The sequence below is a fragment of the Arthrobacter stackebrandtii genome, from assembly GCF_017876675.1.
Lineage (GTDB): Bacteria > Actinomycetota > Actinomycetes > Actinomycetales > Micrococcaceae > Specibacter > Specibacter stackebrandtii.
Map to the genome: position 1 here is coordinate 1,237,574 of NZ_JAGIOI010000001.1, position 19,674 is coordinate 1,257,247.

Consider the following 19,674-nt stretch of genomic DNA (forward strand, 5'->3'; position numbering starts at 1 on the left):
GCACCGGCCAGCGGGCTGGGCCCGGTTTTGCCGTGTGGCAGGTGCCCAGTCAGCGGAGCGTTAGCCGGGGCGGACCGCCGTGAGGCAAAACGGGTGGCCTGCCGGGTCCAGCAGCACCCTCCATTGGTCGGGGGCCGGCTGGATCTTGGCGGCAGTGGCACCCAGTGCCACGGCGGAATCACTTGCCGCATCCAGTTCCTCCACGGCGATGTCCAAGTGAAGTTGCTGCCGTTGGGGGCCTTCCGGCCAGTCCGGGGGAACAAAGCTGTCAACGCGCATCAGCGTGAGCATGGGACCTGCCCCTGCCAGGGCGATGACCCCTCGGTCCGGAGTCGCGAAGGCCTCCGTGAGGCCCAGAAGCCGGGAGTAGAAAGCCGCCAACACGTCTGTATCCGGGCAGTCCAGTGAGATGGAGGCAAGTTGTCCGACACGCTCAGTCATGGACTAAAACTACAGGAACGTGGCCCGGTCCGGGCGCCCTCGAATTGGCCCAGCCGGTTGAGGAAGTCGGCACGGGCGGCGGAAGGCAGGGGTAGCGGGCCAATAGCATGCCAAGGACACGTCCCAACCGGCCGCAGTAGTATCAACAACATGTCATGGACAGAAGTGGGTGCCGGCGTGTTTGTGCAGCGGTATGAGGCCGGGGACATCAACATCGCGGCCGTCGTCGGGCCGCACGGGGTGACGGTGGCCGACACCCGCGGTTCCGGCGCGGAGGCGCAGGAAGTCCTGGACGACGTCGCGCGGCAGTTCGAGCTGCCGGTGGTTGCGGCCATCAACACGCATGCGCACTACGACCACAGCTTCGGCAACGCAACTTTCGCCGGGCTCGGGGTTCCTGTCGTCGGACACCACCGGATTCCCGCCCACTACGCAGCCTTCGAGGCCCCGCGCCTGGCAGCATGGCAGGCAGATCCGTCCCGCGAACCCGACAAGCATTGGCACGACGTCGTGCTGGCGCCGCCCACGGACTCCATCCACCGGCCCACGACGCTTGCGCACAGCGGCCGGGACATTGCGTGCATCCCGGTTTCCGCCGGCCACACCGACACGGACCTGGCCGTCCTCGTGCCGGATGCGCGGGTCTGGCTGCTCGGAGACCTGGTGGAGGAATCCGGGCCGCCCATGTTTGGTTCCGGAAGCCGGCCGCTTGGCTGGCCGGGCGCCGTCGATGAAATCCTGCTGCAGATCCGGCCTGGTGACGTTGTGGTGCCGGGCCACGGCCGGATAGTTGACCGCGATTTTGTGGTGCACCAGGCATCCGCCCTGCACAGCGTGGCCGGCGCCATCCGCAGTTCCCATGCCGCGGGGCACACGGTCGACGAGGCGGTGCAGGCCGCGGCCCTGCCCTGGCCGGATTGGATGCTGCGCTCCGCGTTCGAGGAGGGGTTTTCCGAGCTGGGTGCAGCCCCGCAGGAAGTCCGTTGACGTAGCCTGCGGCCTGGCCTGGACGCAATTCTCGCGGTCCTGGCCCCTGACCGCGCCGTCAGCCGGACGGGGGCGTGAACTGGCTGGCGGTGAATTGGGCTCCCTGGGGGTCCCGGATCAATGCCGTGCGGGTCCAGAGGCTGTCGCTTTGGCCCATGATGCTGGCACCGAGCCGCCCGGCCGCATCCACCGCCTGGTCGCGGTCGTCAACCGTGAACGAAACATGCCAGTGAGGCGGCTCGTTGGGTGCGGAGTCCGCAATCCACGCAATGGCATCCTCGAATCCGGAGGGTGTGGCTACGTTTGCCTGCCGCGCCCTGATGCCGGGATCGATGGTCGCCTCAAGGTGGTCTCCGTAGCCGGGCCTGCGGATCAGCAGCCCGAAGCCAAGGTCGTCGACCTGCCAGCCGAATGCGCCGCCATAGAACGCCGTCGCCGCGCCGGGGTCTGAGGTGTGGAGGTCGCTGAAGTTCCAGGAACCGGGCATGTTCGCCACCTGCGACCCCGGACGGCGCCGGGCCTGCCAGATGCGGAATTCGGCGCCTTCAGGATCTGTGAGCACTGCCGCTCGGCCTCCCTCCCCCGCGTCAGCCGGAGGTGATTTCATCGTGGCACCAGCGGCGACCAGTCGCTGGGAGGAGGTATCGGCGTCGTCCACGGCGATGTAGGTGTTCCATGCTGCCGTGCTGTTCCCGGTGCCGGCGATCCCGCCCACATCCTGGCCGTTGAGCTTGGCTATCAAGTAGCGGCCCGGCGCGTCAGGCGGCATGGCGTCCTCGAATGTCCAGCCAAACATTCCGCCGTAAAATGCGGCGGCCGCATCGACGTCCGGCTGTTCGGTGTCAATCCAGCATGGCACGCCCTGGGGGTAGGTCCGTTGTGTCTTCTCAGTCCCGTCCATGTCCAAAGCCTAGCGAGGAAGGGTCCGCCCGGGTACCCCTGGGCCACGGCAGCACCGCATCAAGGCAGCATGCGGGCGAACAATGCCGGGTAGTCCCGATCGGCCAGGTCCAGGGTGTTTGCCTCGTCAACGCTGAACCAGGCGATTTCGTCATGTTCATCCGGTGCAGCATTGACCACGTCACCATCCCAGTCATCAATCCGCCACACCTCCACGAAGAGACCACCATCGCGGCGAGTATGAACTGCACTGCCGGCCGGCGGACTGATTGCCACGTTCAGTTCTTCCCTCAGTTCGCGAACAAGTGCCTGCCTGCCACTCTCGCCGGGCTGCCGATGCCCGCCAGGAAGGTCCCAGACATTGGGGTGGGAAGGCTTGGTTGGCGACCGGTGCACGAGCAACACGCGCCCAGCCCGAACCAGCAATCCGCACGAAACCTGGTGCCCCACGGCCTGATCCATGAAACGAGTCTACGGACTTCTGAGCTGCCCGGGCCATGCGGATCCCCCGCCCCGCCTTTCGTATCTGGTCCGTGCAGGAGTGCCGCCACCCCACGATGGTGCAGCTAGCGTGCCAGTTGGCGAAGTTGGTCCTCCGCAACCGGGAACGGCAAGGTGTAGTAGATCTGGGGTGCGGTCATGTCGCCCCAGTCGTCCTTCTTGACACGGACGGCTGTGGGCGACACCTCGGCGATTCGTACGCGCAGCCATCCGCCGTCGTCCTGGCGCAGCTCATGTGGTTCGGCAAGGTAGGCCAAGCCAAGTTCATCAAGGGTCTCTTCGGCGTGCAGCCAGTCCACCGCGCCTGTCCGCCGGCGTCCCAGCAGGTCGATGGCGACAAATCCTTCCCCGTGGGGCACCATCCATCCGACGCGCTCCCCGTCACCGGTTCTGCGATGTTCTATCCAGCCCTCTTCCATCCATCCACTCTATAGATCCCGCGCCCCTGTTGCCGGGCATGTCACTGGGGCGTCCCGGCTCGCGGGATACCCCTGTCCTGCCACCGCCAGGCCGGTGGAGCACCATCGACACAACGTCGGGCAATCGCCTTGGACTGTCGGCCGCCATCGGAGCGGTTGTAGAGTCAAATCAATCGAGAAGACAGGGGAACCCATGAGGCTGCATCACGTGCAAGTTTCAATGCCCAAAGACGGCGAAGACCAAGCCCGGATGTTCTACGGGCAGGCCCTGGGGCTGACAGAGGTTGAAAAGCCGCCATCGCTGGCTGGCCGCGGCGGCTGTTGGTTCCGGGCGTTTGAGGGTTCCTCCGTCGTGGCGGAAATCCACTTGGGCGTCGAGTCTGTGTTCATGCCGGCCCAAAAAGCCCACCCCGGCCTTGTGGTTGCCTCCACGGCCGAGTTGGAGGAACTGGCGGACAACATTCAGTCGGCTGGCCTGGAGCTTTCATGGGAAGAGCGGTACACCTTTGAGGGCTACGAGCGGTTCCATTGCCGGGATCCCTTCGGCAACCGGGTTGAAATTCTCACCGCACTGAGCGACTGACGCCCGGAAAAGCCGCCCGCCACCTCCAGCACGCCCGCATATTCAATCACTGAACACAGACCAACAGATGTCATTGCGGCGTGCCTGGTCTTCGAGTATGAGGTCATAAAGGCCGCCGGGAAGCTGCCTGCGCTGCCAGTCACGCTCGGCGCGGCCCGCCTCTTTGGCCCGCACGCTGGGTGCCGCGGCCTGAACGGCCTTGATGGCGTAGGCGGCAGCGCCGAGGTCGTGCTCCGGCACATGGGCGACGCAGGCTGCCTGGCCGGCCGCATAGGCGGCAAACCGTGCGGCGCCCCGCAGCGGGCGCGCTGCCCCCATGGCGTGCCCGCCCAACGCTCGGGTCGCCATCATCTTGGCCTGGCCGAGGGCCCAGGCACGCGCGGCCCCGATTGCCTCGCGGGGACGGGTGTCGCCGCCGCAGGCCTCCTCAAAGAAGTGCAGGACGTGTTCAGCACAGTCGGCCGCCCACAGCGCGAGAAGCCAGTGGTCGCCATCGCCCAGAGTCCCGCCACGGCGGATGCCCACGAGCCGCGGGTCTCGAACATCAGGGAGAATCATGCGGCCACTTTACGCCGCCACGGCGCCTGAAAGGGGAACCCTGCGTGTTGATGACGGCCGGGGCGCCTGTTCATTTGCCGTTGGCCTGCCCCTCATGCAGCACGGAACCAACGTTTGCAAACCACCGCTACCGTGTTGGGCTGAATCCAAACGGGAAAGGTTGTCAATGAACCAGGTGTCACGCAGGAGCGTTGTTCGAGGAATTGCCGGAGCTGCGGCGTTGGGGGCGTTGTCGGCAGCAGGAGCCGGCTCCGCCGCCGCGGCAGCCCCCGACAGGAACCCGTTGAAGGTGCTGGTCCTCAACGCCTGGCACGGCGGCAAACAGGTCCCGGGCGGCGTTGGCATGGTTGCGGACATCATCAGGGAATCGGGGGCCACGCTGGCCTTCATCCCGGAAGCCAACGAGACAACACCTGACATAGTGGCCAGGCTCAACGCCTCGGGGCTGAACTACCAGTACAAGATCACCGGCGACAATGCGATCATCTCCGCCCACCCCATCAGCGAAGCAACCGCCATGCCGTACATGACCAAGGCCGTCGTGACCGTCGGTTCCGTCGAGGTTGCCGCCTACGCAGCCCACCTGCAGTACCAGTGGTACGCCACTTATCTGCCGCGCGGCTACGGCGCAGGCGTGCCCAACGGCGAGTTTTCCGAGTTCGGCTGGAACAAGATGCCCGGCGGCCCGGTGACGGATGCCGCGGCCGTCGCCCGCGTCAACGACGCCTCCGGACGGCCGCAGGTCATCGCCCGGTTCATCGAGGATGCACGCAAGGAGCGGCAGCTGGGGCGCGCAGTCATCCTCGGCGGTGACTTCAACGAGCCCTCAACCCTGGACTGGACACGCCGCACGTCGCGGCTGTTCGACCACAACGGTGTTGTCCTGCAGTGGGGCACAACGCAGGCGTTGCAGGAGGCCGGTTTCGTCGATGCGTACCGGCGCCAGCACCCCAACCCCGTCACGCACCCCGGATTCACCTGGCCTTCGGACAACCCCCACGTCACCACCGGGCAGCTGACGTGGGCCCCGGAGGCGGACGAGCGCGACAGGATCGACTACATCTTCCACCATCCAGACCCGCGCCTGAAGTTGCAGGACGCCCAGGTCGTCGGCCCCCAGACATCGATCGTGCGGAACCAGCGGGTCGCCGAATCGGGCAAGGACCCTTTCGTGCTGGCCGACATGCCCTGGCCCACGGACCACAAGGGGGTCCTGGCGAGCTACACAGTGCGCGGGTAGGACCGCCGCGCGAAGGTGCCGGCCGCCGTCGAGCCTTGTAAAAGACAGGCACGACGGCGGCACACCGGCCGGGCGGTGATGGTCACCGGCGGCGCCGGCATCCTTGCCGCCCTCCGCCACGGATTTCGCCACCTGCCATCACAAGCGGTTTACCCTTAACCTCATGGATGCGACAGGGACGAATCACCAACGCCGGCGTGAGTTGCTGGCTGGGAAAGTTGCCGGGCCGGGGGTCACTGATCCGCAGTTGCGGGCCGATGTGATGGCGCGTAGCGCGGGCGCCACCATATCCGTCGAGAACCCCTACGATGCCCTGGCCCGCCAGATCGGCGAGTCGTCGTATCGGGTAACGGACGCGCAGGTGGAAGCTGTGAAGGTTGCCGCCGGGAGCGACAAGGCCGCCTTTGAGATGGTTTTCGCGGCGAGTGTTGGCGCAGGCCTGGCTCGGTGGGACGCAGCATTGAGTGCCATTGAGGGGCTTGACGATGCGCCTGCATGAGATCGAGCGGGGAGACCGTCCCTCGAGCCGAATGCTGTTCAAACTTATTTCCGCCATGTCCGGAGTCCGGTTTCCGGACGCTGCGCGGGTGGCCTTTTACCACCGTGATTTCGCCGGTCCGGCGCTCAACAATTGGACGCAGCAGGTCATGCGCGGCCCCAGCGAGTGGTCCGTGGGCGAACGGGAGCTGATGGCGGCCATGGTGGCGCGGTTCAACTCCTGTCCGTTCTGTGTGGGCGCCCACGGCGCCGTTGCCGTCCACGGCCTCGGCTCTGAAGTTGTTGATGCAGCTTTGGGCGACTACAAGTCGGCCCCGATTTCCGGCACCCTGCGGGCGGCCCTGGCGTTCATTGAAAAGATGACCCGCACACCCGATGCCCTGGGGACCGATGACGCCCGGGCAGCAATCGCTGCCGGCGTCAGCCGGAACCAGCTGCTCGACGCCGCTGCCGTCGCGACCGTCTTCAACATCGTCACCCGCTACGCGAACGCCCTGGACTTCGAAATTCCGGGTCCCGACGACTTTGCCAAGTCTGCCAAGACGCTGCTGAAACGCGGATACGCGTCCTGATCCCTCGTTCCTACCGGCGATAGGTGACGTGGATGGTGCCGCTTTCGGCGGTCTCGCTCGTGACGGTGTAGTCGTTTTCCAGGCCGCGGAGCTCATCCCACAACCGGATCCCACGGCCCAGCAGGATCGGGGTGATGCCAACATGCAACTGGTCGACCAGTCCGGCCTTGAGGAAGTCGCGCGCCGTCGTGGGGCCTCCCCCGATGCGCACATCCTTGCCGCGCGCCGCCTCAACTGCCCGCCCAAGTGCTGCGTCGGGGCTGGCATCGATGAAGGTGAAGGTCGTGTCGGCAACTGTGATGGCCGGGCGGGGTTTGTGGGTCAGGACAAAAACGGGGACATGGAACGGCGGTTCGTCGCCCCACCAGCCTCGCCAGTCGGGGTCATCAGGGTAATTGTGGAGCCCGAACATGCCGGCCCCCATGATCTCCGCCCCGATCCCCTCGAAGTAGGCAGCCGCATACTTGTCGTCAACGCCCGTGGTGCCTTCGCCGCTGCTCTCATGCAGAACCCGCTCGCGAAAAGTGCGGGTCGCCGTGTAGGCCTCAACAAGGCGGCCCCAGTCCAGCCCAAACGAGTTATCCGGGGTTGCATCCGTGGTCGTGGCGAACCCGTCCAGCGAGATATTCAGGTCAACTCGAACGGCCATGGTGCAGGTCCCCTCACATGAAATGGTGGCGGTGTTGCCGGCATCAGGATATGTCCGGCAGGCCCCCGGCGGAACCCCTCGGGCACATTTTGGAACACGCCCGACGGCGGCAGGCCGGTTGGGTGCCCTCGGCCGCGCGGCGCCGTGGGTACTGTGGGACAACCGACTTACCGGACTTTCTGGACACCACATGGCAGGAGCCATCCATGAACATCGACGAAAATGCACGACTGGCCGCAGAGTACGCCAACAAGGCGTCCGAGGTTGCCGGCAAACTGAAGCCTGGCACCTATGACGCCGTCCAGTCCCTGGCCCTTCTGTCAATTGCCCACAGCCTCATCGCCCAGAACAACGCTGACAAACCCACTCCCTGAGAGGGCTCCGCATGGCGGCACCGTCCAGCCCCTTCGGACAGTCAGCGCGAGTCACCGGATCGAGTGGAACCCGCCAGCGGCATCAGTGGCTGCGTCCGTGCAGGCATGGCACCACGCCAGCCCTGAATGCTCCATCGCGCGGGTCAGCGCCGGAACGCCCGCCAAATCCGGGCGCCCGCCAGGAAGGCCACAAGGACGATCGCCGCCGGCACCATCAGCCACGCCCAACCTCCGGTCCAGCCGATGCCAAACCCTTCCGGCGAAGAGAATGCCTGGACGGGAATGAACAAGAACTGCGAGGTGGCGCTGCCGACAGATGCGCCGTCGACCACGGCGAGCATGCCAAGGGCATAAGTCAAAAACAGTATCCAGTAGACCAAGAGGGCAGCCCCTGCCGTGACAATCCCGATCGACCACAGCGGGCGCAGCGCCCCTTCATCGGTGTAGCGCGCTGCCAATGTCCGCGGCGTCCCCAGGTCGCGCAGTGCAGCGCCCGTCTCCCGGGGATCCGCCGCGAGTTCCTCCCGCAGCCCCTTGACGACGGCCTTGCGCTCCCCGCCTGGCAGGCCGCCCTCAAGGTGCCACTCAAACCTGGTCATATAGGCATCGATGCGAAGGCGGTCGGCAATGGACCTCCGCGAACGGATGGCCGGCGCAATGGCATCAGTCATGGTCTTTTCCTTCATTGGTGAGGGCACTGTCGACGGCGCATGAGACCAGGTGCCACTGCTCCCGCGCCGCATTGCGCGCCTTTTGTCCGGCTTCGGTGATGGCAAAGTACTTGCGCGGCGGCCCGTTCGGCGACGCGACAGGGCGGGTTGTGACCTGGCCGTCCCGTTCGAGCCGGGCAAGCACCGGGTAGATGAGCCCCGTGCTGACGTCCAGGCCCAGGGCACCAAGCCGCTCAAGAATCTCATAGCCGTACGACTCGCGCTCCCCGATCAGGGTAAGAGTGAGCAGCGGCAGCGCCGCACGGACTATTTGGGCATCCTGTTGGGCCTGTATTCGTGACACACTACTAGTAAACTATTAATAGCAAGAAGGCGCAACCATCCCTCAATCCCCCAGCATTGACGGGTAAACTACGCCAGATGAAGGGCCTGGAATCTCAATTGCTCGGCAGCACGCCACCATCGTCCCCGCTGGACGCCCAACTCAGCGCAACAATCGACACTTTCCTGGCGGAACGCCCTCCGGGCGCCGACGAAGATGTCCACATGGTCTCAGCCCTCGCGGACCACATCATTGAACGCTGCACCAAACCGGGAGACCTGGTGTTCGACCCCTTCGCCGGCTTCGGCACAACCCTCGGCCGCGCCGTCGCACTGGGCCGAAGGGCCCTCGGCATCGAGCTGTTGCCCGAGCGCGCGGACTACCTGCAGGAGCGCATTCCGGGGGCGCGCATCATCGAAGGCGACGCCCGGGAGCTGCTCCGGCTTGTCCTCAGCATGGAGCCGCCCGGCGCCGTCACCAGCGTGGACATGGTCCTGGCGTCCCCGCCCTACATGACCTCCACGTTCCACGAGCCCGACCCCCTCACCGGTTACGAGGAAAACAACGGGGACTACAACCGGTACCTGTCCGAGCTCGGCCTCGTGGCAGCCCAGTGCGCCAGCCTCGTGGTGCCCGGCGGCTACGTGGTCTGGAACCTCTCCGACATCCACCACATGGGCCGAACCACCCACCTGATCAGCGACTGCGCACACGTGCTCGCCCAGCACCTCACCCCTGTCGGCATCACCGAGATTGTGTGGGACGAGTACCCGCACGATCTCATCGCCGACGCCCTGCTCGTCTTCCAGCGCCCGCACTCGTAGTTGCCCACGGTTGGGAAGCAGCTCCACGTCCACAACCAGCTCCGATTCAAAATTCCTGGTCGACTCGAGGCTGTCCCACACTGGTTGGCATTTCCTGCCCGTGGTGGAGGTGGTCGTTGTGGCGAAGAGAAGGGGTGGTCAGATCTCGCCGCGGGACGCTACGGCGACATTGCCGATGAGAACCTCGATGGCTTCATCGGACAGCTCGGTGCCCACGCAGCACGGGCCGGTTGATGGCGCGATACCGTCAGACCCACGTCGCTCAGACCGATATCAGCCGGTGGCCCTCAACTTGGGAATTGCGGGCTGAGCTGTGTCGCGTACGACCCGCTGGCATTCAAGACCGGTGAAGCGGCCGCCATGCAGGGCAGGCTTTCCACCTGGGATGGGTCGTTTCGGGGACGCCACGGACCTCTCCCGAATTCCAGCCGTCCCGCCAGCCTGCCGCGGGCAAATTATTCGTGCAATTCCTTGAGCAGCAAGGGATAATCTTCTCCATGACCAGCCGTGAGCCTGACAACCCTGAATCCGCACAACAATCGTCGGACCCTGCAGCGCAAACCGACGTTGCCTTCACGCTGCCGGAAGCCATGACCGGCAGGGCCAGCCCGGCAAAGGCGGCAGTCGGCGACAAGCCCGTCTTCACGTACATCGCCAGCCTGCCGCAGCCGCAGCGCGGCATCGCCGAAGCTGTCGATGCGCTGGCGGCCAGAACGTTGCCGGACCTCCAACGCTCGGTGAAATGGGGCATGGCCTACTACGGCGTCGGGGACGGCTGGTGCTTCAGCTGCGGCGGCTTCGCCAGCCACGTCAAGCTCATGTTTGTGAACGGGGCTTCGCTTGAGCCGGTCCCGCCGGTGACGCCGGTGGGGATGGGCAAGTTGACCCGGGGCGTGGACCTCAAGTCCATAAACGACATCGATGAACAGCAACTCGCTGCGTGGATGAAGCAAATCACGTCCGTGCCGGGTGTTGGCGGCAAGAAACGCTGAAGCGGAGTCCTGATGCCAGGGAACGCACCCGCCCAGGGGATCACGGTGATGCTGTCCATGGCAGCCACGATCACCGCCGCGGCAGCATGATCCCGTCAAAGAACGCAGAGAGCCCCGCAGTCTCCGCCAGCGGCAGCACGTTGGCCACGTACTGGTCCGGGCGGACCACCACCACGGCTCCGCCGCGCGAAATCCCGCGCTCCGCAAAAATGTCCCGCAGGGGATCGGCAGCGTAGACCAGCTCGTAGTCAATGAGCCCAAAGGGGCCCGTCCGCGGCATGAAAAGAGCAGGCACGCGACCCAACGGGACACCCTCAAAGTCCTGCTGGGCAACAAGTTTCACGTCAAACACGGCGTCAATGTCTGCGTCCGGCGGCGTGTAGCGAAGCAGCGGCGAATCCGGTGAAGTGGACATCCACGCCGCCCAGTCCGAGAGCAGGGACGGTTCCCCCACTGCCGGCGCATCCGCGAAGGCGTAGATGCGCCAGCGCCCGTCGGCCCGGTGGTGGTGGCCCAACTGGACAGGATTGGCGTCGGCCACGCGCACCACCGGCGCCGACTTGAACCGCTTGCCAACCGGAAAGCCCGTGGCCAACTCCTGGTGCACGGCAGTGCCAGTGATCATGGACGGCTGGTATTCCGTCATGAAGCCGGCCGGAAACTCAAACGTCCGCACATAGAAGTTTTCCAGCTCGGTGGGGTCCTCCATGTCCTCAGGCCGCATGGCCATGAGCGTGGACCACTCCAGGTCAAAGTCAATGAGGTTCTTCGCAATGACCTGCCGCTCGGCCGAGTACGTGGCCAGCAGGCTCGCGGGACTGCGCCCCTCCAGCACATGCGCAATTTTCCACGCCACGTTGAACCCGTCCTGCATGGACACATTCATGCCCTGCCCGGCCTTGGCGCTGTGCGTGTGGCAGGCGTCGCCCGTGATGAACACCCGCGGCAGCCGCCCGCCGCACTCGGCGAGGGGGACGTCGTCGAACCTGTCCGTCAGGCGGTGCCCCACCTCGTAAACGCTGGTCCAGGCGACGCTGCGCACATCGAGCGTGTACGGGTGCAGGATCTTGTTCGCCTTGGCGATGATCTCCTCGATGGTGGTGCCCCGGACCGCCTCCGAGCCCCCTTGGGGCACCTCGCCGAGGTCCACATACATGCGGAACAGCGAGCCGCCCTCGCGCGGAATCAGCAGAATGTTCCCGCCGTCCTCCGACTGGATGGCGCACTTGGACCGGATGTCGGGAAAATCGGTGACGGCCAGGACATCCATGACACCCCACGCGTGGTTGGCGTGGACGCTGGTGTGCTTGGCGCCGATGCATTCCCGCACCCGGCTGTGCGCTCCGTCCGCACCCACCACATACTTTGCCTGCACCACACGTTCGACGCCGGCCCCCTCACCTTGGGTGCGCGCCAGCGTCACGGCCACCGGATACTCCCCTGATTCGGCGATGGACAGGCTGCGGAACTCCCAGCCATAATCCGGCTTGATGCGCGCGGGCGAATAGGCCATAACCTCGGCAAAGTAGTCAAGCACGCGGGCCTGGTTGACGATCAGGTGCGGGAATTCGCTGATCCCTGTGGTGTCGTCCGGGGCGCGGGCCGCACGGGCGATCTTCGTCCGGTCTGCCGGGTCCGGCTTCCAAAAGACAGTGGCCGTGATCCGGTAGGCCTCCGTGATGATGCGCTCGGCGAAGCCAAAGGCCTGGAACGTCTCCACGCTGCGGGCCTGGATGCCGTCGGCCTGGCCAATCTCCAGCCGCCCGCCGCGCCGCTCGATGATGCGGGTGTTGATGCCCGGGAACGCAGCCAGCTGGGCGGCCGCGATCATTCCCGCGGGGCCGGTGCCCACGACGAGCACGTCCATGGTGTCCGGCAGCTCCGCCGGGCGGTCGATCCCGGTCCCTGCAGCCGCCTTGATCCGCGGGTCGCCTGAGACATATCCGTGCTGGTGGAACTGCATCTGCTGCCCTCCGTACCTGCCAACCCTCCGCCCGCGCCAAGGGGGCGCTGCACCTTCATCATGTGCCACCCGGGCACCCCAATCAAGGGGTGCGGCGGGACACCCGGGGCGGCAGGCCGGCGTCGTGCATCATTGTCCGGGACACCGCAACGGGACACAGGAGTTACGGCAGCCGGGCGGCGTGGGCGGCGGCGATTTCCAGCAGCCGCGGCACTCCTGTTTCCAGCGCGGCCCCGAAGTCCCCGCCGTCGGCACGTTCCCCGTTCTGCCAGCGGGTGTAGATGGCCTCGCTGAAAACGGCGGCCTTCCACAGCGCGAGCGCCTGGTACCAGGGCAGCGCGGACAGGTCCAGGCCAAAGTGCGCGTTGTAGCGCTGCGCCAGTTCGCCGCGGTCCAGGTAGCCGGGCTGCGCCGTCACGGGCGTGAGTTCCAGCAGGGTGGAGGGCGCGCCGGCCTGGGCGTACGTGGCCGTCAGGTAGCCAAAATCTGCCAGCGGGTCTCCCAATGTGGCCATCTCCCAGTCGAGCACGCTCTTCACATGCGCGGGGCCCTGCCGCGCGAACATCAGGTTCCCGAGCCGGTAGTCGCCGTGGATGACGGCGTTGCGCTGCGTGTCCGGCCGGTTCAACTCCAGCCACCCTGTCAGCTCCGCCACCTGCGGCAAATCCCGGGTGGCGCCCATGTCCCACAGCGCCGCAAACCGCGAGACCTGCCGTTTCAGGTACCCGTCCGGGCGCCCGATTCCGGCAATGCCGCCGCTGCCGGCATCCACCGAGTGCAGCCGCACCAACATGTCGACGGCGGCTTCGCTCGTGGCGCGGCGCTGGGCGGGCGCGTCCAGGTGCGCCGGAATTTCATCCGTGATGACGTCTCCCTCCACGTGGCTCATCACATAGAACGGCACGCCCAGCACGTGCTCGTCAGCGCACACGGCCAGAATTTTCGGCACCGGAATGCCCAGCGGCGCCAGCAGCGACTGGATGTGCGCCTCCCGGACCATGTCGTGCGTGGACGGCGGCAGAGGCGGCCGCGGACCCCTGCGAAGCACGACGTCGGACCCCTTCCGTTTGATCCGGAACGTCACGTTGGACTGTCCCCCGCCGATGCGCCGGGCGTGCACAGGGCCGGAGCCGATGCCGGCCGCGTCCAGGAATTCCGCCACGCGCTCGAGCACCAACAGCGGCGGTGCGTCCTGCCGGGCCGCTTCCCCGGTGGTCTGCACGATGTCCTGGCCGGCGCCCATCAGCGTTCCCCTTCGTAAATTCTGGCTGTGCCCTGGAATGGTTCCCCTGCTGCAACTGCGCGGCGGCGTTCCGATGCCGCACGGCGGGCGATGGCCCATTTGTGGGTCTCGGTGGAGCCGTCGTAGATGCGGAACGGGCGGACCTCGTTCAGATATTGGGCCAGGGGAAGGCCGTCGGAGACGCCGTCGCCGCCGCAGAGCTGCACGGCCCTGTCGATGACGCGGTACACGGCTTCGGAGACGTGCACCTTGGCCACGGACGACAGTGCGGACCCGGCCTTTGCATCGACGGCGAGCAGTGCCGCACACTTGGCGATGATGGCGTCTGAGGTTTCGATGTCGATGACGGACTGGGCGATCAAGTCCTGGGCTATGCCCAGCTGTGAGAGGTGTGCACCGAAAATTTCCCGGGTGTTGGCGCGGTCCAGCATGATGTCCATGGCGCGGCGGGCCAGTCCCAGCCAGCGCATGCAGTGGGTCAGCCGGGCCGGGCCCAGCCGCACCTGGGCGTACTTGAAGCCGAGGCCGGCCTCGCCCAGGACAGCGGAGCCGGGGACGCGGACGCCGTCGAAATGCACGTTGGGGTGCCCGCCGGGTAGATAGCTGTCCACCGTGTGGATGGGGTTCCCGATCCGCACCCCGGGTGTGGCCATGGGCACCAGGAACATGGTGGCTCCGGCGGGGGCTGACGCTGCCGTGCCCGCAGCCGCCGGGTCCGGCGCGCCTTCCGTGCCGGCCCCGTCCGCCCCTGTGCGCGCCATGACGATGGCAAAGGAGGCGAAGGTGGCGCCGCTGGTGAAGCGTTTGTGCCCGGTGATCAGCCAGCCGCTGCCGTCACGGACGGCGGTGGTGGCCAGCGCGTCGGGGTCGGATCCGGCGCCGGGGTGCGGCTCGCTCATGGCAAAGCACGAGCTGATCTCGCCGGCGGCAAGGGGCCCCAGAAAGTCCCGCTTCTGCGCGTCGGTGCCGATCAGGTTCAGCATGTGCATGTTGCCCTCGTCCGGTGCCATGCAGTTCAGCACTGCCGGGCCGATCGGCGAATAGCCGGCCTCCTGGAACACAGTCGACCAGTGCTCCAAGGCCAGCCCCTGCCCGCCAAATTCCTCGGGCACGTGCGGGGCGAACACGCCGGCGTCTCGCGCGGCAGCCTGCAGCTCGCGCCGGACGGCCAGGTTCAGTGCCTGGCCAGGCCGCGGTTCGGCCGGGACCACTATCTCGCGGATGAAGGCCCGCGTGCGCACCCGCAGTTCTTCAACGGACGACGGGTGGAGGCCGGCCGGAGGAACGCTGTTCATCCCAGGCCTCCCGCGTTGCGCAGGCCGCCGTCGAGCGTGAGCACCTGCCCCGTCACCCAGGAGGCGTCGGCGGAGGCGAGGAAGGCAACCGCGGAGGCAACGTCGTCGGGCTCCCCCAGCCGCCCCAGCGGATAGGCCGCGGCCACCTCCGCCTCACGCCCCTCATAGAGGGCAGCGGCAAAACGGGTCTTGACCACCGCCGGCGCCACGGCGTTCACCCGGACTTCCGGCGCCAGCTCCATGGACAGCGTGCGCGTCAGGTGCGCGACGGCGGCCTTGCTGACCCCGTAAAGTCCCAGGCCGGGTGCGGGGACGTCGCCGCTGATGGAGCCCACGTTCACCACATTCCCGTGCCGCGCCCGGAACCGCAGCCCGGGATGCGCCAGCACGGCCTGGGTCCAGGCGAGCGTGCCGATCACGTTGACCTCAAAGATCTTGCGCGCCGCGTCCAGGTCTGCTGTTTCCAGCGGCCCGTAGACCGGGTTGATGCCGGCGTTGTTGACCAGGATGTCCAGCCCGCCAAAATGATGTTCGACGGCGGCCAGCACCTCCGCGCGGTGGGCGGGGTCGTCCGCGTGCCCGGCAACGGCAAGTGCACTGCCGCCGAGGGTGGACAGGGCCGCATCGAGGGGTTCCTGGCGGCGTGCGGTGATGAGGACGCGGGCCCCCTCGGCCGCCAGGCGTTGCGCGACCGCCAGCCCGATCCCCCGGCTGGCACCGGTGACAATGGCGTTCTTGCCGGTGAACCTCCGGCCCGGGCGCGTCGTTGCAGGCATGCTGTCTTGGGGCATGGCGGTCCTCAATCGTTGAGCCTCGCGATTACCTGGCAGTAACCAATGCCAGCATGCTGCGGTTTTCGGCAGCGGTCAAGGGATCGCGGCCCGGACGCCACGGGTCCGCGCGCCCGGCTGGGGCCTCAGCCCTTGTCGCGAAGGGCGTTTCGGTTTGCCACCGTGGTGACGGTTGAGACGTGCAACTGCTCGGGTGTCAGCCCGTCGCGGTTGAAGGGTGGGCGGAGTTCGGCGCGCATGGCGTCTTCAATGCCGGCCATGCTGTCCGTATCCTGAAACACGCAAAACGACGTGCCAAGGTTGCTGGCCATCCAGACGCTCAGAAGCTCCTCGTCGGTGTCGGTCAGCCGCGGATGCGCGGACCTGCCGTGCCACTGGGCCTGGAGCCCCAGGACGGCCGCCAGCGAACGGCGAAAAGTGGACTTTGACGTCTGTGTGTCATGGTGCCGTGCCCGGCTGCGCAGGTTCGTCGCCCGCCCCACGTAGATCAGGCCTCCGCGTTTCAGGGGCTGCAACTCGGCAGGCCATTCAACGTTTTTGGGCAGGCCTCCGGTCAGGTAGTACTTGTAGATGCCGGGACCAAGGGGCATCTGCTGCCACGCGGTCTTGGCAGGTGCGGTCTTTGTCCATTTGAGTGCTTCCATGCGTTGACCTTACGGCACGGTTGCGGCGAACCGTCCTTCCGGTTCGCCGCAACCGTGCGGCAGGCTGCGTCTGGCTCCAGCCGGCTTTAGGCCTCGGCGAAGTCCTCTTCAAGCTCAAACTCCACGCTGGCAAGCACGTCATGTGTCAGGGGGTCGATCATGACCGCCTCCTCGTCACCGTCGATCATGATGAATGCGCCCTGGTCGGTGGTGAAGTGCCAGGCCAGGACAGTCTCGCCGTTGTGCTCGTGGTTGGGGTCGCCCATGGTGATCTTCACGAGCTCGTGGCCGGAGACATCGCAGAGCTCGCGGATGATCAGCTCGAACTCCGGGGCGTCCTCCAACTCCGCCTCGGCCCGGCGCTCCTCGAGGTCCTCGATCAGTGCCACACGGTCAGCGATGTGCGCGGCAAGTTCAGCTTCTTCCAACACGAGCATCCCGAGCTGGCTGCGCAGCCAGGCGGCGTTGAGGCCGGTGACGTCCTCGGCCTCGAACAGGTCCTCGAACTCGGCGTCGAGGGCATCCATGGCGACGGCGCCGTCGGCACGGTTTCCTTCCATGTCCGTACCCTCGTCGAGGTAGTCCTGCAGTTCCGTTTCGGTGAGCAGCTCGTACAGTGCGGCGGTCCGGTTGAACAATTCAAGGTGGGCTGTGGCGCCCATGGCCTCGAGCCCCTCGCGGATGTACGTGTCCAGTTCCTCGCGGTCGGGGGTCATGAAAACATACTGGGCGAAACCGCCGTCGAGCGCCTGGGTCAGGTAAAAGTCCACGAAGTAGCTGCGCAGGGCGTTGGGCGCGATTTCATCGGCGTTCAGCAGGGAACGGTACATTTCATTGACGACGGAGACGTTGTCGCCGACAACGTCCTCGTTGTTGCCGGCAGCGCCCGCAGCGGTCAGGACGACGGGAATGTGGTGCGTGGTCATGGAGGTTCCTTAGCGTTCGGGGCCATTGGTGCTGACGCCTTCACGCTATGCGGCCGATTGGGACGCACGACACATGTTCGGGTGAACGTCCGGCGAAGAACCGGGGAACGTTTCCTGCTAACTCAACGGCCCTGCCCGTGCATCGATTGCCGCAGCACGCTGATCTCCACCCGGTTGCACGCGAGTAGTGTTGAGGGATGGAAATAAGGGCTGGGGTGTCCGGCAAAGACGAAGTATCCAGCGTCAAGCTCTGGCTTGACGCTTTGGCCGCGAGGGACGGCGAGGTGGATTCCGAGTCCGTCGGAGCGCGTGCCCGCGAGAAATTCAACGAACAGATCGTCCGATTCGCTGTGCTGGGCCGTGGAGTGGATGGGTTTGCCCTGACCACCAACCCGGATTGGGGCGTGGCCCGTTTGGAGATGCTTGCCATCTCTCCGCACACGTCCATCCGTGGCGGGGGCCGTGCTCTCTTGACCGATGCCATCAGCCACGCCGGAAGGGCCGGCTTCCACCGCTTCGAACTTCAGGTTCGCGACGGCAACTCCAAGGCGATCGGCCTCTACGAATCAGCTGGACTGAAGCAGGAAGGAGTAGGGCAAAAACATCCGTTGGGCGGCCGGCCCATGCTGACTTTTTCCCTATCCCTTGCCGTGATTTAGCTGCCGTGGAACGCCGCCAGAACTAACGCCCTTCATGGGCCGCCAGGAACTTGTACACCTCCGTCTCATCAACCCCGGGGAAGGCGCCCTGCGGCATGGCGGCCAGCAGGTGGGAGTTGGCGCGCGTGGACGGCCACGCATTGCCTGCCCACTGGGCCGAAAGCTCCGACGGCGGCCGGCGGCAGCAGTCCGGGTCCGGGCACCGCGACTGCGAGCGCTCGGTGGTTTCCCGGCCGCGGAACCACTTCACGTGCGCGTACGGCACCCCGATGCTCAACGAGTATTCGCCCGATGAGTGGCGCTCCGTTCTGGCCGTGCACCAGTATGTTCCCACGGCCGTGTCGGTGTATTGGTTGAAGGCGCGGAACTTGTCCGGCACCTCAAAGACGGCGCGTGAGGTCCAGAACCGGCACACGGCCTGGCCCTCGATGGCACCGGTATGGTCGGCGGGGAAGTTCACTCCGTCGTTCTCGTAGGCCTTGTGGATGATCCCGGATTCGTGCACCTTCTGAAAGTGCGTGGTGATGCCCAGGTGCTCCGTGGCCAGGTTCGTGAAGCGGTGGGCGGCCGTTTCATAGGAGACGGCGAAGGCGTCGCGGATGTCCTCAATGGCCAGCTCCTTTGCCGCCTTGGCCTCCTTGAGGAAGTCCACCGTGGCCCGTTCGGGCATGAGCAGCGACGCAGCAAAGTAGTTGGTGTACACGCGCTGGCGCAGGAAGTCGGCGTAGTTGCGCGGCGTCTGGTGCCCCAGGACGTAGTGCCCGAGCGCCTGCAGGAGCACCGACCGCGGATCATGGTCGGAGCGCTGCCCGTGCGTGAGGTAAATTCGGCGGTTCTTCAAATCCGTCACAGACCGGGTCGAATGCGGCAAATCCCCCACGTAATGCAGGTCAAAACCAAGGTGCTCGGCAACGTCGGCGGCTACGTGGTGGGACAGCGGCCCGTGGTCATGCCCCACCGCCTTCAGCAGCTCCTGCGCCTGGCGTTCAATCTCCGGGTAGTAGTTGTTGCGCCCGCGCATTTCCATGCGGATTTCATTGTTGGCCCGCCGCGCCTCCTCCGGCGTGGCCGACTGCTCATCCAGCCGCCGCTCCAGCTCGTGCTGCAGCCCCACCAATGACTCAAGCACTTCCGTGGAAAGCCGCGAGTTCACGCGGACTGTGGGCAGTCCCAGAGACTGGTAGAGCGGCCCGCGCTGCGCCCTTTCCAGCTCAATCTCCAGCGCCGCGCGCCTGCTGGGAGGCTCGTTTCCCAGCATCTGGTCAAGCCCGACGCCGAGTGCACCGGACAGTGCCTGGAGCAGCCCCAGCTTGGGCTCCCGTTTCCCATTTTCAATCAAGGAAAGTTGCGACGGCGCAGCACCCACCTTGGCGCTCAAATCATCCAGGGTCATGCCCAGATTTTTGCGCAGGTGCCGCACCCTCCTCCCAAGTGAAATGATGTCCAGCTCCCCGGAACCGGCAGCTTCCTTGCCGCGCTTGCCCTGCACATCGCCTGTGTTCCAGCCCACATTAGTCATTTCTTGAGGATACGCGAAGAAATACAATTCTTTCCACCATTGCCCCCTAGAAACCCCTTGAAAAGCCCTGAATAGTAGAAATCACAAAGAAGAACCCCTTCCG

24 protein-coding genes are annotated in these 19,674 nt (G+C 66.0%); 9 read left to right on the top strand and 15 right to left on the bottom strand.

Features of this window, described 5'->3' with window-relative positions:
• Positions 1-60: 60 nt before the first annotated feature.
• Positions 61-441, bottom strand: coding sequence for a VOC family protein (locus tag JOF48_RS05060; RefSeq protein ID WP_209677934.1), 381 nt, complete (start codon positions 439-441; stop codon positions 61-63).
• Positions 442-591: 150 nt separating this feature from the next.
• Between JOF48_RS05060 and JOF48_RS05065 the strand changes: the two genes are divergently transcribed.
• Complete coding sequence (locus tag JOF48_RS05065; RefSeq protein ID WP_209677937.1) at positions 592-1,428, top strand: MBL fold metallo-hydrolase; 837 nt, start codon at positions 592-594, stop codon at positions 1,426-1,428.
• A 58-nt stretch (positions 1,429-1,486) separates the two neighbouring features.
• Here JOF48_RS05065 and JOF48_RS05070 read toward each other — a convergent pair whose 3' ends face one another.
• From JOF48_RS05070 to JOF48_RS05080, 3 genes are all read right to left on the bottom strand, one after another.
• Complete coding sequence (locus JOF48_RS05070) at positions 1,487-2,329, bottom strand: VOC family protein (protein ID WP_209677940.1); 843 nt, start codon at positions 2,327-2,329, stop codon at positions 1,487-1,489.
• Between the two features lie 59 nt (positions 2,330-2,388).
• Entirely contained in the window at positions 2,389-2,790 is a 402-nt protein-coding gene (locus tag JOF48_RS05075; RefSeq protein ID WP_209677943.1) for an NUDIX domain-containing protein, read from the bottom strand.
• Between the two features lie 104 nt (positions 2,791-2,894).
• Complete coding sequence (locus JOF48_RS05080; protein ID WP_209677946.1) at positions 2,895-3,248, bottom strand: hypothetical protein; 354 nt, start codon at positions 3,246-3,248, stop codon at positions 2,895-2,897.
• A 208-nt stretch (positions 3,249-3,456) separates the two neighbouring features.
• Between JOF48_RS05080 and JOF48_RS05085 the strand changes: the two genes are divergently transcribed.
• Entirely contained in the window at positions 3,457-3,831 is a 375-nt protein-coding gene (locus JOF48_RS05085) for a VOC family protein (RefSeq protein ID WP_342591162.1), read from the top strand.
• 42 nt (positions 3,832-3,873) lie between these two features.
• On the opposite strand, the gene JOF48_RS05090 is transcribed toward JOF48_RS05085, so the two are convergent.
• The gene (locus JOF48_RS05090) at positions 3,874-4,389 is read right to left on the bottom strand and encodes a putative immunity protein (protein WP_209677951.1); all 516 of its coding nucleotides are present in this window, start codon (positions 4,387-4,389) and stop codon (positions 3,874-3,876) included.
• A 166-nt stretch (positions 4,390-4,555) separates the two neighbouring features.
• Here JOF48_RS05090 and JOF48_RS05095 point away from each other — a divergent pair, with 166 nt between their 5' ends.
• The 3 genes from JOF48_RS05095 (at position 4,556) to JOF48_RS05105 (ending at position 6,699) form a co-directional block, all read left to right on the top strand.
• Positions 4,556-5,629, top strand: a complete 1,074-nt coding sequence (locus JOF48_RS05095; protein WP_245346406.1) for an endonuclease/exonuclease/phosphatase family protein — start codon at positions 4,556-4,558, stop codon at positions 5,627-5,629.
• A 262-nt stretch (positions 5,630-5,891) separates the two neighbouring features.
• The gene (locus tag JOF48_RS05100) at positions 5,892-6,128 is read left to right on the top strand and encodes a hypothetical protein (RefSeq protein WP_209677954.1); all 237 of its coding nucleotides are present in this window, start codon (positions 5,892-5,894) and stop codon (positions 6,126-6,128) included.
• Positions 6,129-6,216: 88 nt separating this feature from the next.
• Positions 6,217-6,699 carry a carboxymuconolactone decarboxylase family protein gene (locus JOF48_RS05105; RefSeq protein WP_209677973.1) on the top strand — a complete coding sequence of 161 codons (483 nt, stop codon included), beginning with the start codon at positions 6,217-6,219 and terminating at the stop codon, positions 6,697-6,699.
• A gap of 10 nt (positions 6,700-6,709) precedes the next feature.
• Here JOF48_RS05105 and JOF48_RS05110 read toward each other — a convergent pair whose 3' ends face one another.
• Positions 6,710-7,348: a dihydrofolate reductase family protein gene (locus tag JOF48_RS05110; RefSeq protein WP_209677976.1), complete on the bottom strand. Its 639-nt coding sequence runs from the start codon at positions 7,346-7,348 to the stop codon at positions 6,710-6,712.
• A gap of 206 nt (positions 7,349-7,554) precedes the next feature.
• Here JOF48_RS05110 and JOF48_RS05115 point away from each other — a divergent pair, with 206 nt between their 5' ends.
• Entirely contained in the window at positions 7,555-7,722 is a 168-nt protein-coding gene (locus JOF48_RS05115; RefSeq protein WP_209677979.1) for a hypothetical protein, read from the top strand.
• Positions 7,723-7,865: 143 nt separating this feature from the next.
• Here the strand turns inward: JOF48_RS05115 and JOF48_RS05120 are convergent, their stop codons facing one another.
• Positions 7,866-8,393, bottom strand: coding sequence for a hypothetical protein (locus JOF48_RS05120; RefSeq protein ID WP_209677981.1), 528 nt, complete (start codon positions 8,391-8,393; stop codon positions 7,866-7,868).
• Positions 8,386-8,736 (bottom strand): PadR family transcriptional regulator, encoded by a 351-nt coding sequence (locus JOF48_RS05125; protein ID WP_209677983.1) that lies wholly within the window; start codon positions 8,734-8,736, stop codon positions 8,386-8,388. Before JOF48_RS05125 ends, JOF48_RS05120 begins: the two co-directional genes overlap by 8 nt.
• A 77-nt stretch (positions 8,737-8,813) precedes the next feature.
• Between JOF48_RS05125 and JOF48_RS05130 the strand changes: the two genes are divergently transcribed.
• Both JOF48_RS05130 and JOF48_RS05135 read left to right on the top strand, forming a co-directional pair.
• Positions 8,814-9,539: a DNA methyltransferase gene (locus JOF48_RS05130; protein ID WP_209677985.1), complete on the top strand. Its 726-nt coding sequence runs from the start codon at positions 8,814-8,816 to the stop codon at positions 9,537-9,539.
• A 497-nt stretch (positions 9,540-10,036) separates the two neighbouring features.
• Complete coding sequence (locus JOF48_RS05135) at positions 10,037-10,531, top strand: DUF1801 domain-containing protein (protein WP_245346407.1); 495 nt, start codon at positions 10,037-10,039, stop codon at positions 10,529-10,531.
• A 70-nt stretch (positions 10,532-10,601) separates the two neighbouring features.
• Here the strand turns inward: JOF48_RS05135 and JOF48_RS05140 are convergent, their stop codons facing one another.
• From JOF48_RS05140 to JOF48_RS05165, 6 genes are all read right to left on the bottom strand, one after another.
• Positions 10,602-12,494 (bottom strand): FAD-binding monooxygenase, encoded by a 1,893-nt coding sequence (locus JOF48_RS05140; protein ID WP_209677989.1) that lies wholly within the window; start codon positions 12,492-12,494, stop codon positions 10,602-10,604.
• A gap of 163 nt (positions 12,495-12,657) precedes the next feature.
• Positions 12,658-13,737 (bottom strand): phosphotransferase family protein, encoded by a 1,080-nt coding sequence (locus tag JOF48_RS05145; RefSeq protein WP_209677991.1) that lies wholly within the window; start codon positions 13,735-13,737, stop codon positions 12,658-12,660.
• On the bottom strand, positions 13,737-15,032 hold the full coding sequence (locus JOF48_RS05150) for an acyl-CoA dehydrogenase family protein (protein ID WP_209677993.1): 1,296 nt from the start codon (positions 15,030-15,032) through the stop codon (positions 13,737-13,739). Before JOF48_RS05150 ends, JOF48_RS05145 begins: the two co-directional genes overlap by 1 nt.
• Positions 15,029-15,823 (bottom strand): SDR family oxidoreductase, encoded by a 795-nt coding sequence (locus tag JOF48_RS05155; RefSeq protein ID WP_245346408.1) that lies wholly within the window; start codon positions 15,821-15,823, stop codon positions 15,029-15,031. Before JOF48_RS05155 ends, JOF48_RS05150 begins: the two co-directional genes overlap by 4 nt.
• Before the next feature lie 125 nt (positions 15,824-15,948).
• Positions 15,949-16,467: a GIY-YIG nuclease family protein gene (locus tag JOF48_RS05160; protein ID WP_209677996.1), complete on the bottom strand. Its 519-nt coding sequence runs from the start codon at positions 16,465-16,467 to the stop codon at positions 15,949-15,951.
• 86 nt (positions 16,468-16,553) lie between these two features.
• Positions 16,554-17,393 carry a DMP19 family protein gene (locus tag JOF48_RS05165; protein ID WP_209677998.1) on the bottom strand — a complete coding sequence of 280 codons (840 nt, stop codon included), beginning with the start codon at positions 17,391-17,393 and terminating at the stop codon, positions 16,554-16,556.
• Between the two features lie 215 nt (positions 17,394-17,608).
• Between JOF48_RS05165 and JOF48_RS19855 the strand changes: the two genes are divergently transcribed.
• A complete protein-coding gene (locus JOF48_RS19855; protein ID WP_209678002.1) occupies positions 17,609-18,052 on the top strand; it encodes a GNAT family N-acetyltransferase in 444 nt (147 codons plus the stop codon).
• 22 nt (positions 18,053-18,074) lie between these two features.
• On the opposite strand, the gene JOF48_RS05175 is transcribed toward JOF48_RS19855, so the two are convergent.
• Positions 18,075-19,598, bottom strand: a complete 1,524-nt coding sequence (locus tag JOF48_RS05175) for a helix-turn-helix transcriptional regulator (RefSeq protein ID WP_245346409.1) — start codon at positions 19,596-19,598, stop codon at positions 18,075-18,077.
• Positions 19,599-19,674 lie beyond the last annotated feature (76 nt).

Bases quoted from the DNA above. Each gene is read 5' to 3' on its own strand.
- JOF48_RS05060 (WP_209677934.1), bottom strand. From the start codon at position 441: ATGACTGAGCGTGTCGGACAACTTGCCTCCATCTCACTGGACTGCCCG.
- JOF48_RS05065 (WP_209677937.1), top strand. From the start codon at position 592: ATGTCATGGACAGAAGTGGGTGCCGGCGTGTTTGTGCAGCGGTATGAG.
- JOF48_RS05070 (WP_209677940.1), bottom strand. From the start codon at position 2,329: ATGGACGGGACTGAGAAGACACAACGGACCTACCCCCAGGGCGTGCCA.
- JOF48_RS05075 (WP_209677943.1), bottom strand. From the start codon at position 2,790: ATGGATCAGGCCGTGGGGCACCAGGTTTCGTGCGGATTGCTGGTTCGG.
- JOF48_RS05080 (WP_209677946.1), bottom strand. From the start codon at position 3,248: ATGGAAGAGGGCTGGATAGAACATCGCAGAACCGGTGACGGGGAGCGC.
- JOF48_RS05090 (WP_209677951.1), bottom strand. From the start codon at position 4,389: ATGATTCTCCCTGATGTTCGAGACCCGCGGCTCGTGGGCATCCGCCGT.
- JOF48_RS05095 (WP_245346406.1), top strand. From the start codon at position 4,556: ATGAACCAGGTGTCACGCAGGAGCGTTGTTCGAGGAATTGCCGGAGCT.
- JOF48_RS05100 (WP_209677954.1), top strand. From the start codon at position 5,892: ATGGCGCGTAGCGCGGGCGCCACCATATCCGTCGAGAACCCCTACGAT.
- JOF48_RS05110 (WP_209677976.1), bottom strand. From the start codon at position 7,348: ATGGCCGTTCGAGTTGACCTGAATATCTCGCTGGACGGGTTCGCCACG.
- JOF48_RS05115 (WP_209677979.1), top strand. From the start codon at position 7,555: ATGAACATCGACGAAAATGCACGACTGGCCGCAGAGTACGCCAACAAG.
- JOF48_RS05120 (WP_209677981.1), bottom strand. From the start codon at position 8,393: ATGACTGATGCCATTGCGCCGGCCATCCGTTCGCGGAGGTCCATTGCC.
- JOF48_RS05130 (WP_209677985.1), top strand. From the start codon at position 8,814: ATGAAGGGCCTGGAATCTCAATTGCTCGGCAGCACGCCACCATCGTCC.
- JOF48_RS05135 (WP_245346407.1), top strand. From the start codon at position 10,037: ATGACCAGCCGTGAGCCTGACAACCCTGAATCCGCACAACAATCGTCG.
- JOF48_RS05140 (WP_209677989.1), bottom strand. From the start codon at position 12,494: ATGCAGTTCCACCAGCACGGATATGTCTCAGGCGACCCGCGGATCAAG.
- JOF48_RS05145 (WP_209677991.1), bottom strand. From the start codon at position 13,737: ATGGGCGCCGGCCAGGACATCGTGCAGACCACCGGGGAAGCGGCCCGG.
- JOF48_RS05150 (WP_209677993.1), bottom strand. From the start codon at position 15,032: ATGAACAGCGTTCCTCCGGCCGGCCTCCACCCGTCGTCCGTTGAAGAA.
- JOF48_RS05155 (WP_245346408.1), bottom strand. From the start codon at position 15,823: ATGCCCCAAGACAGCATGCCTGCAACGACGCGCCCGGGCCGGAGGTTC.
- JOF48_RS05160 (WP_209677996.1), bottom strand. From the start codon at position 16,467: ATGGAAGCACTCAAATGGACAAAGACCGCACCTGCCAAGACCGCGTGG.
- JOF48_RS05165 (WP_209677998.1), bottom strand. From the start codon at position 17,393: ATGACCACGCACCACATTCCCGTCGTCCTGACCGCTGCGGGCGCTGCC.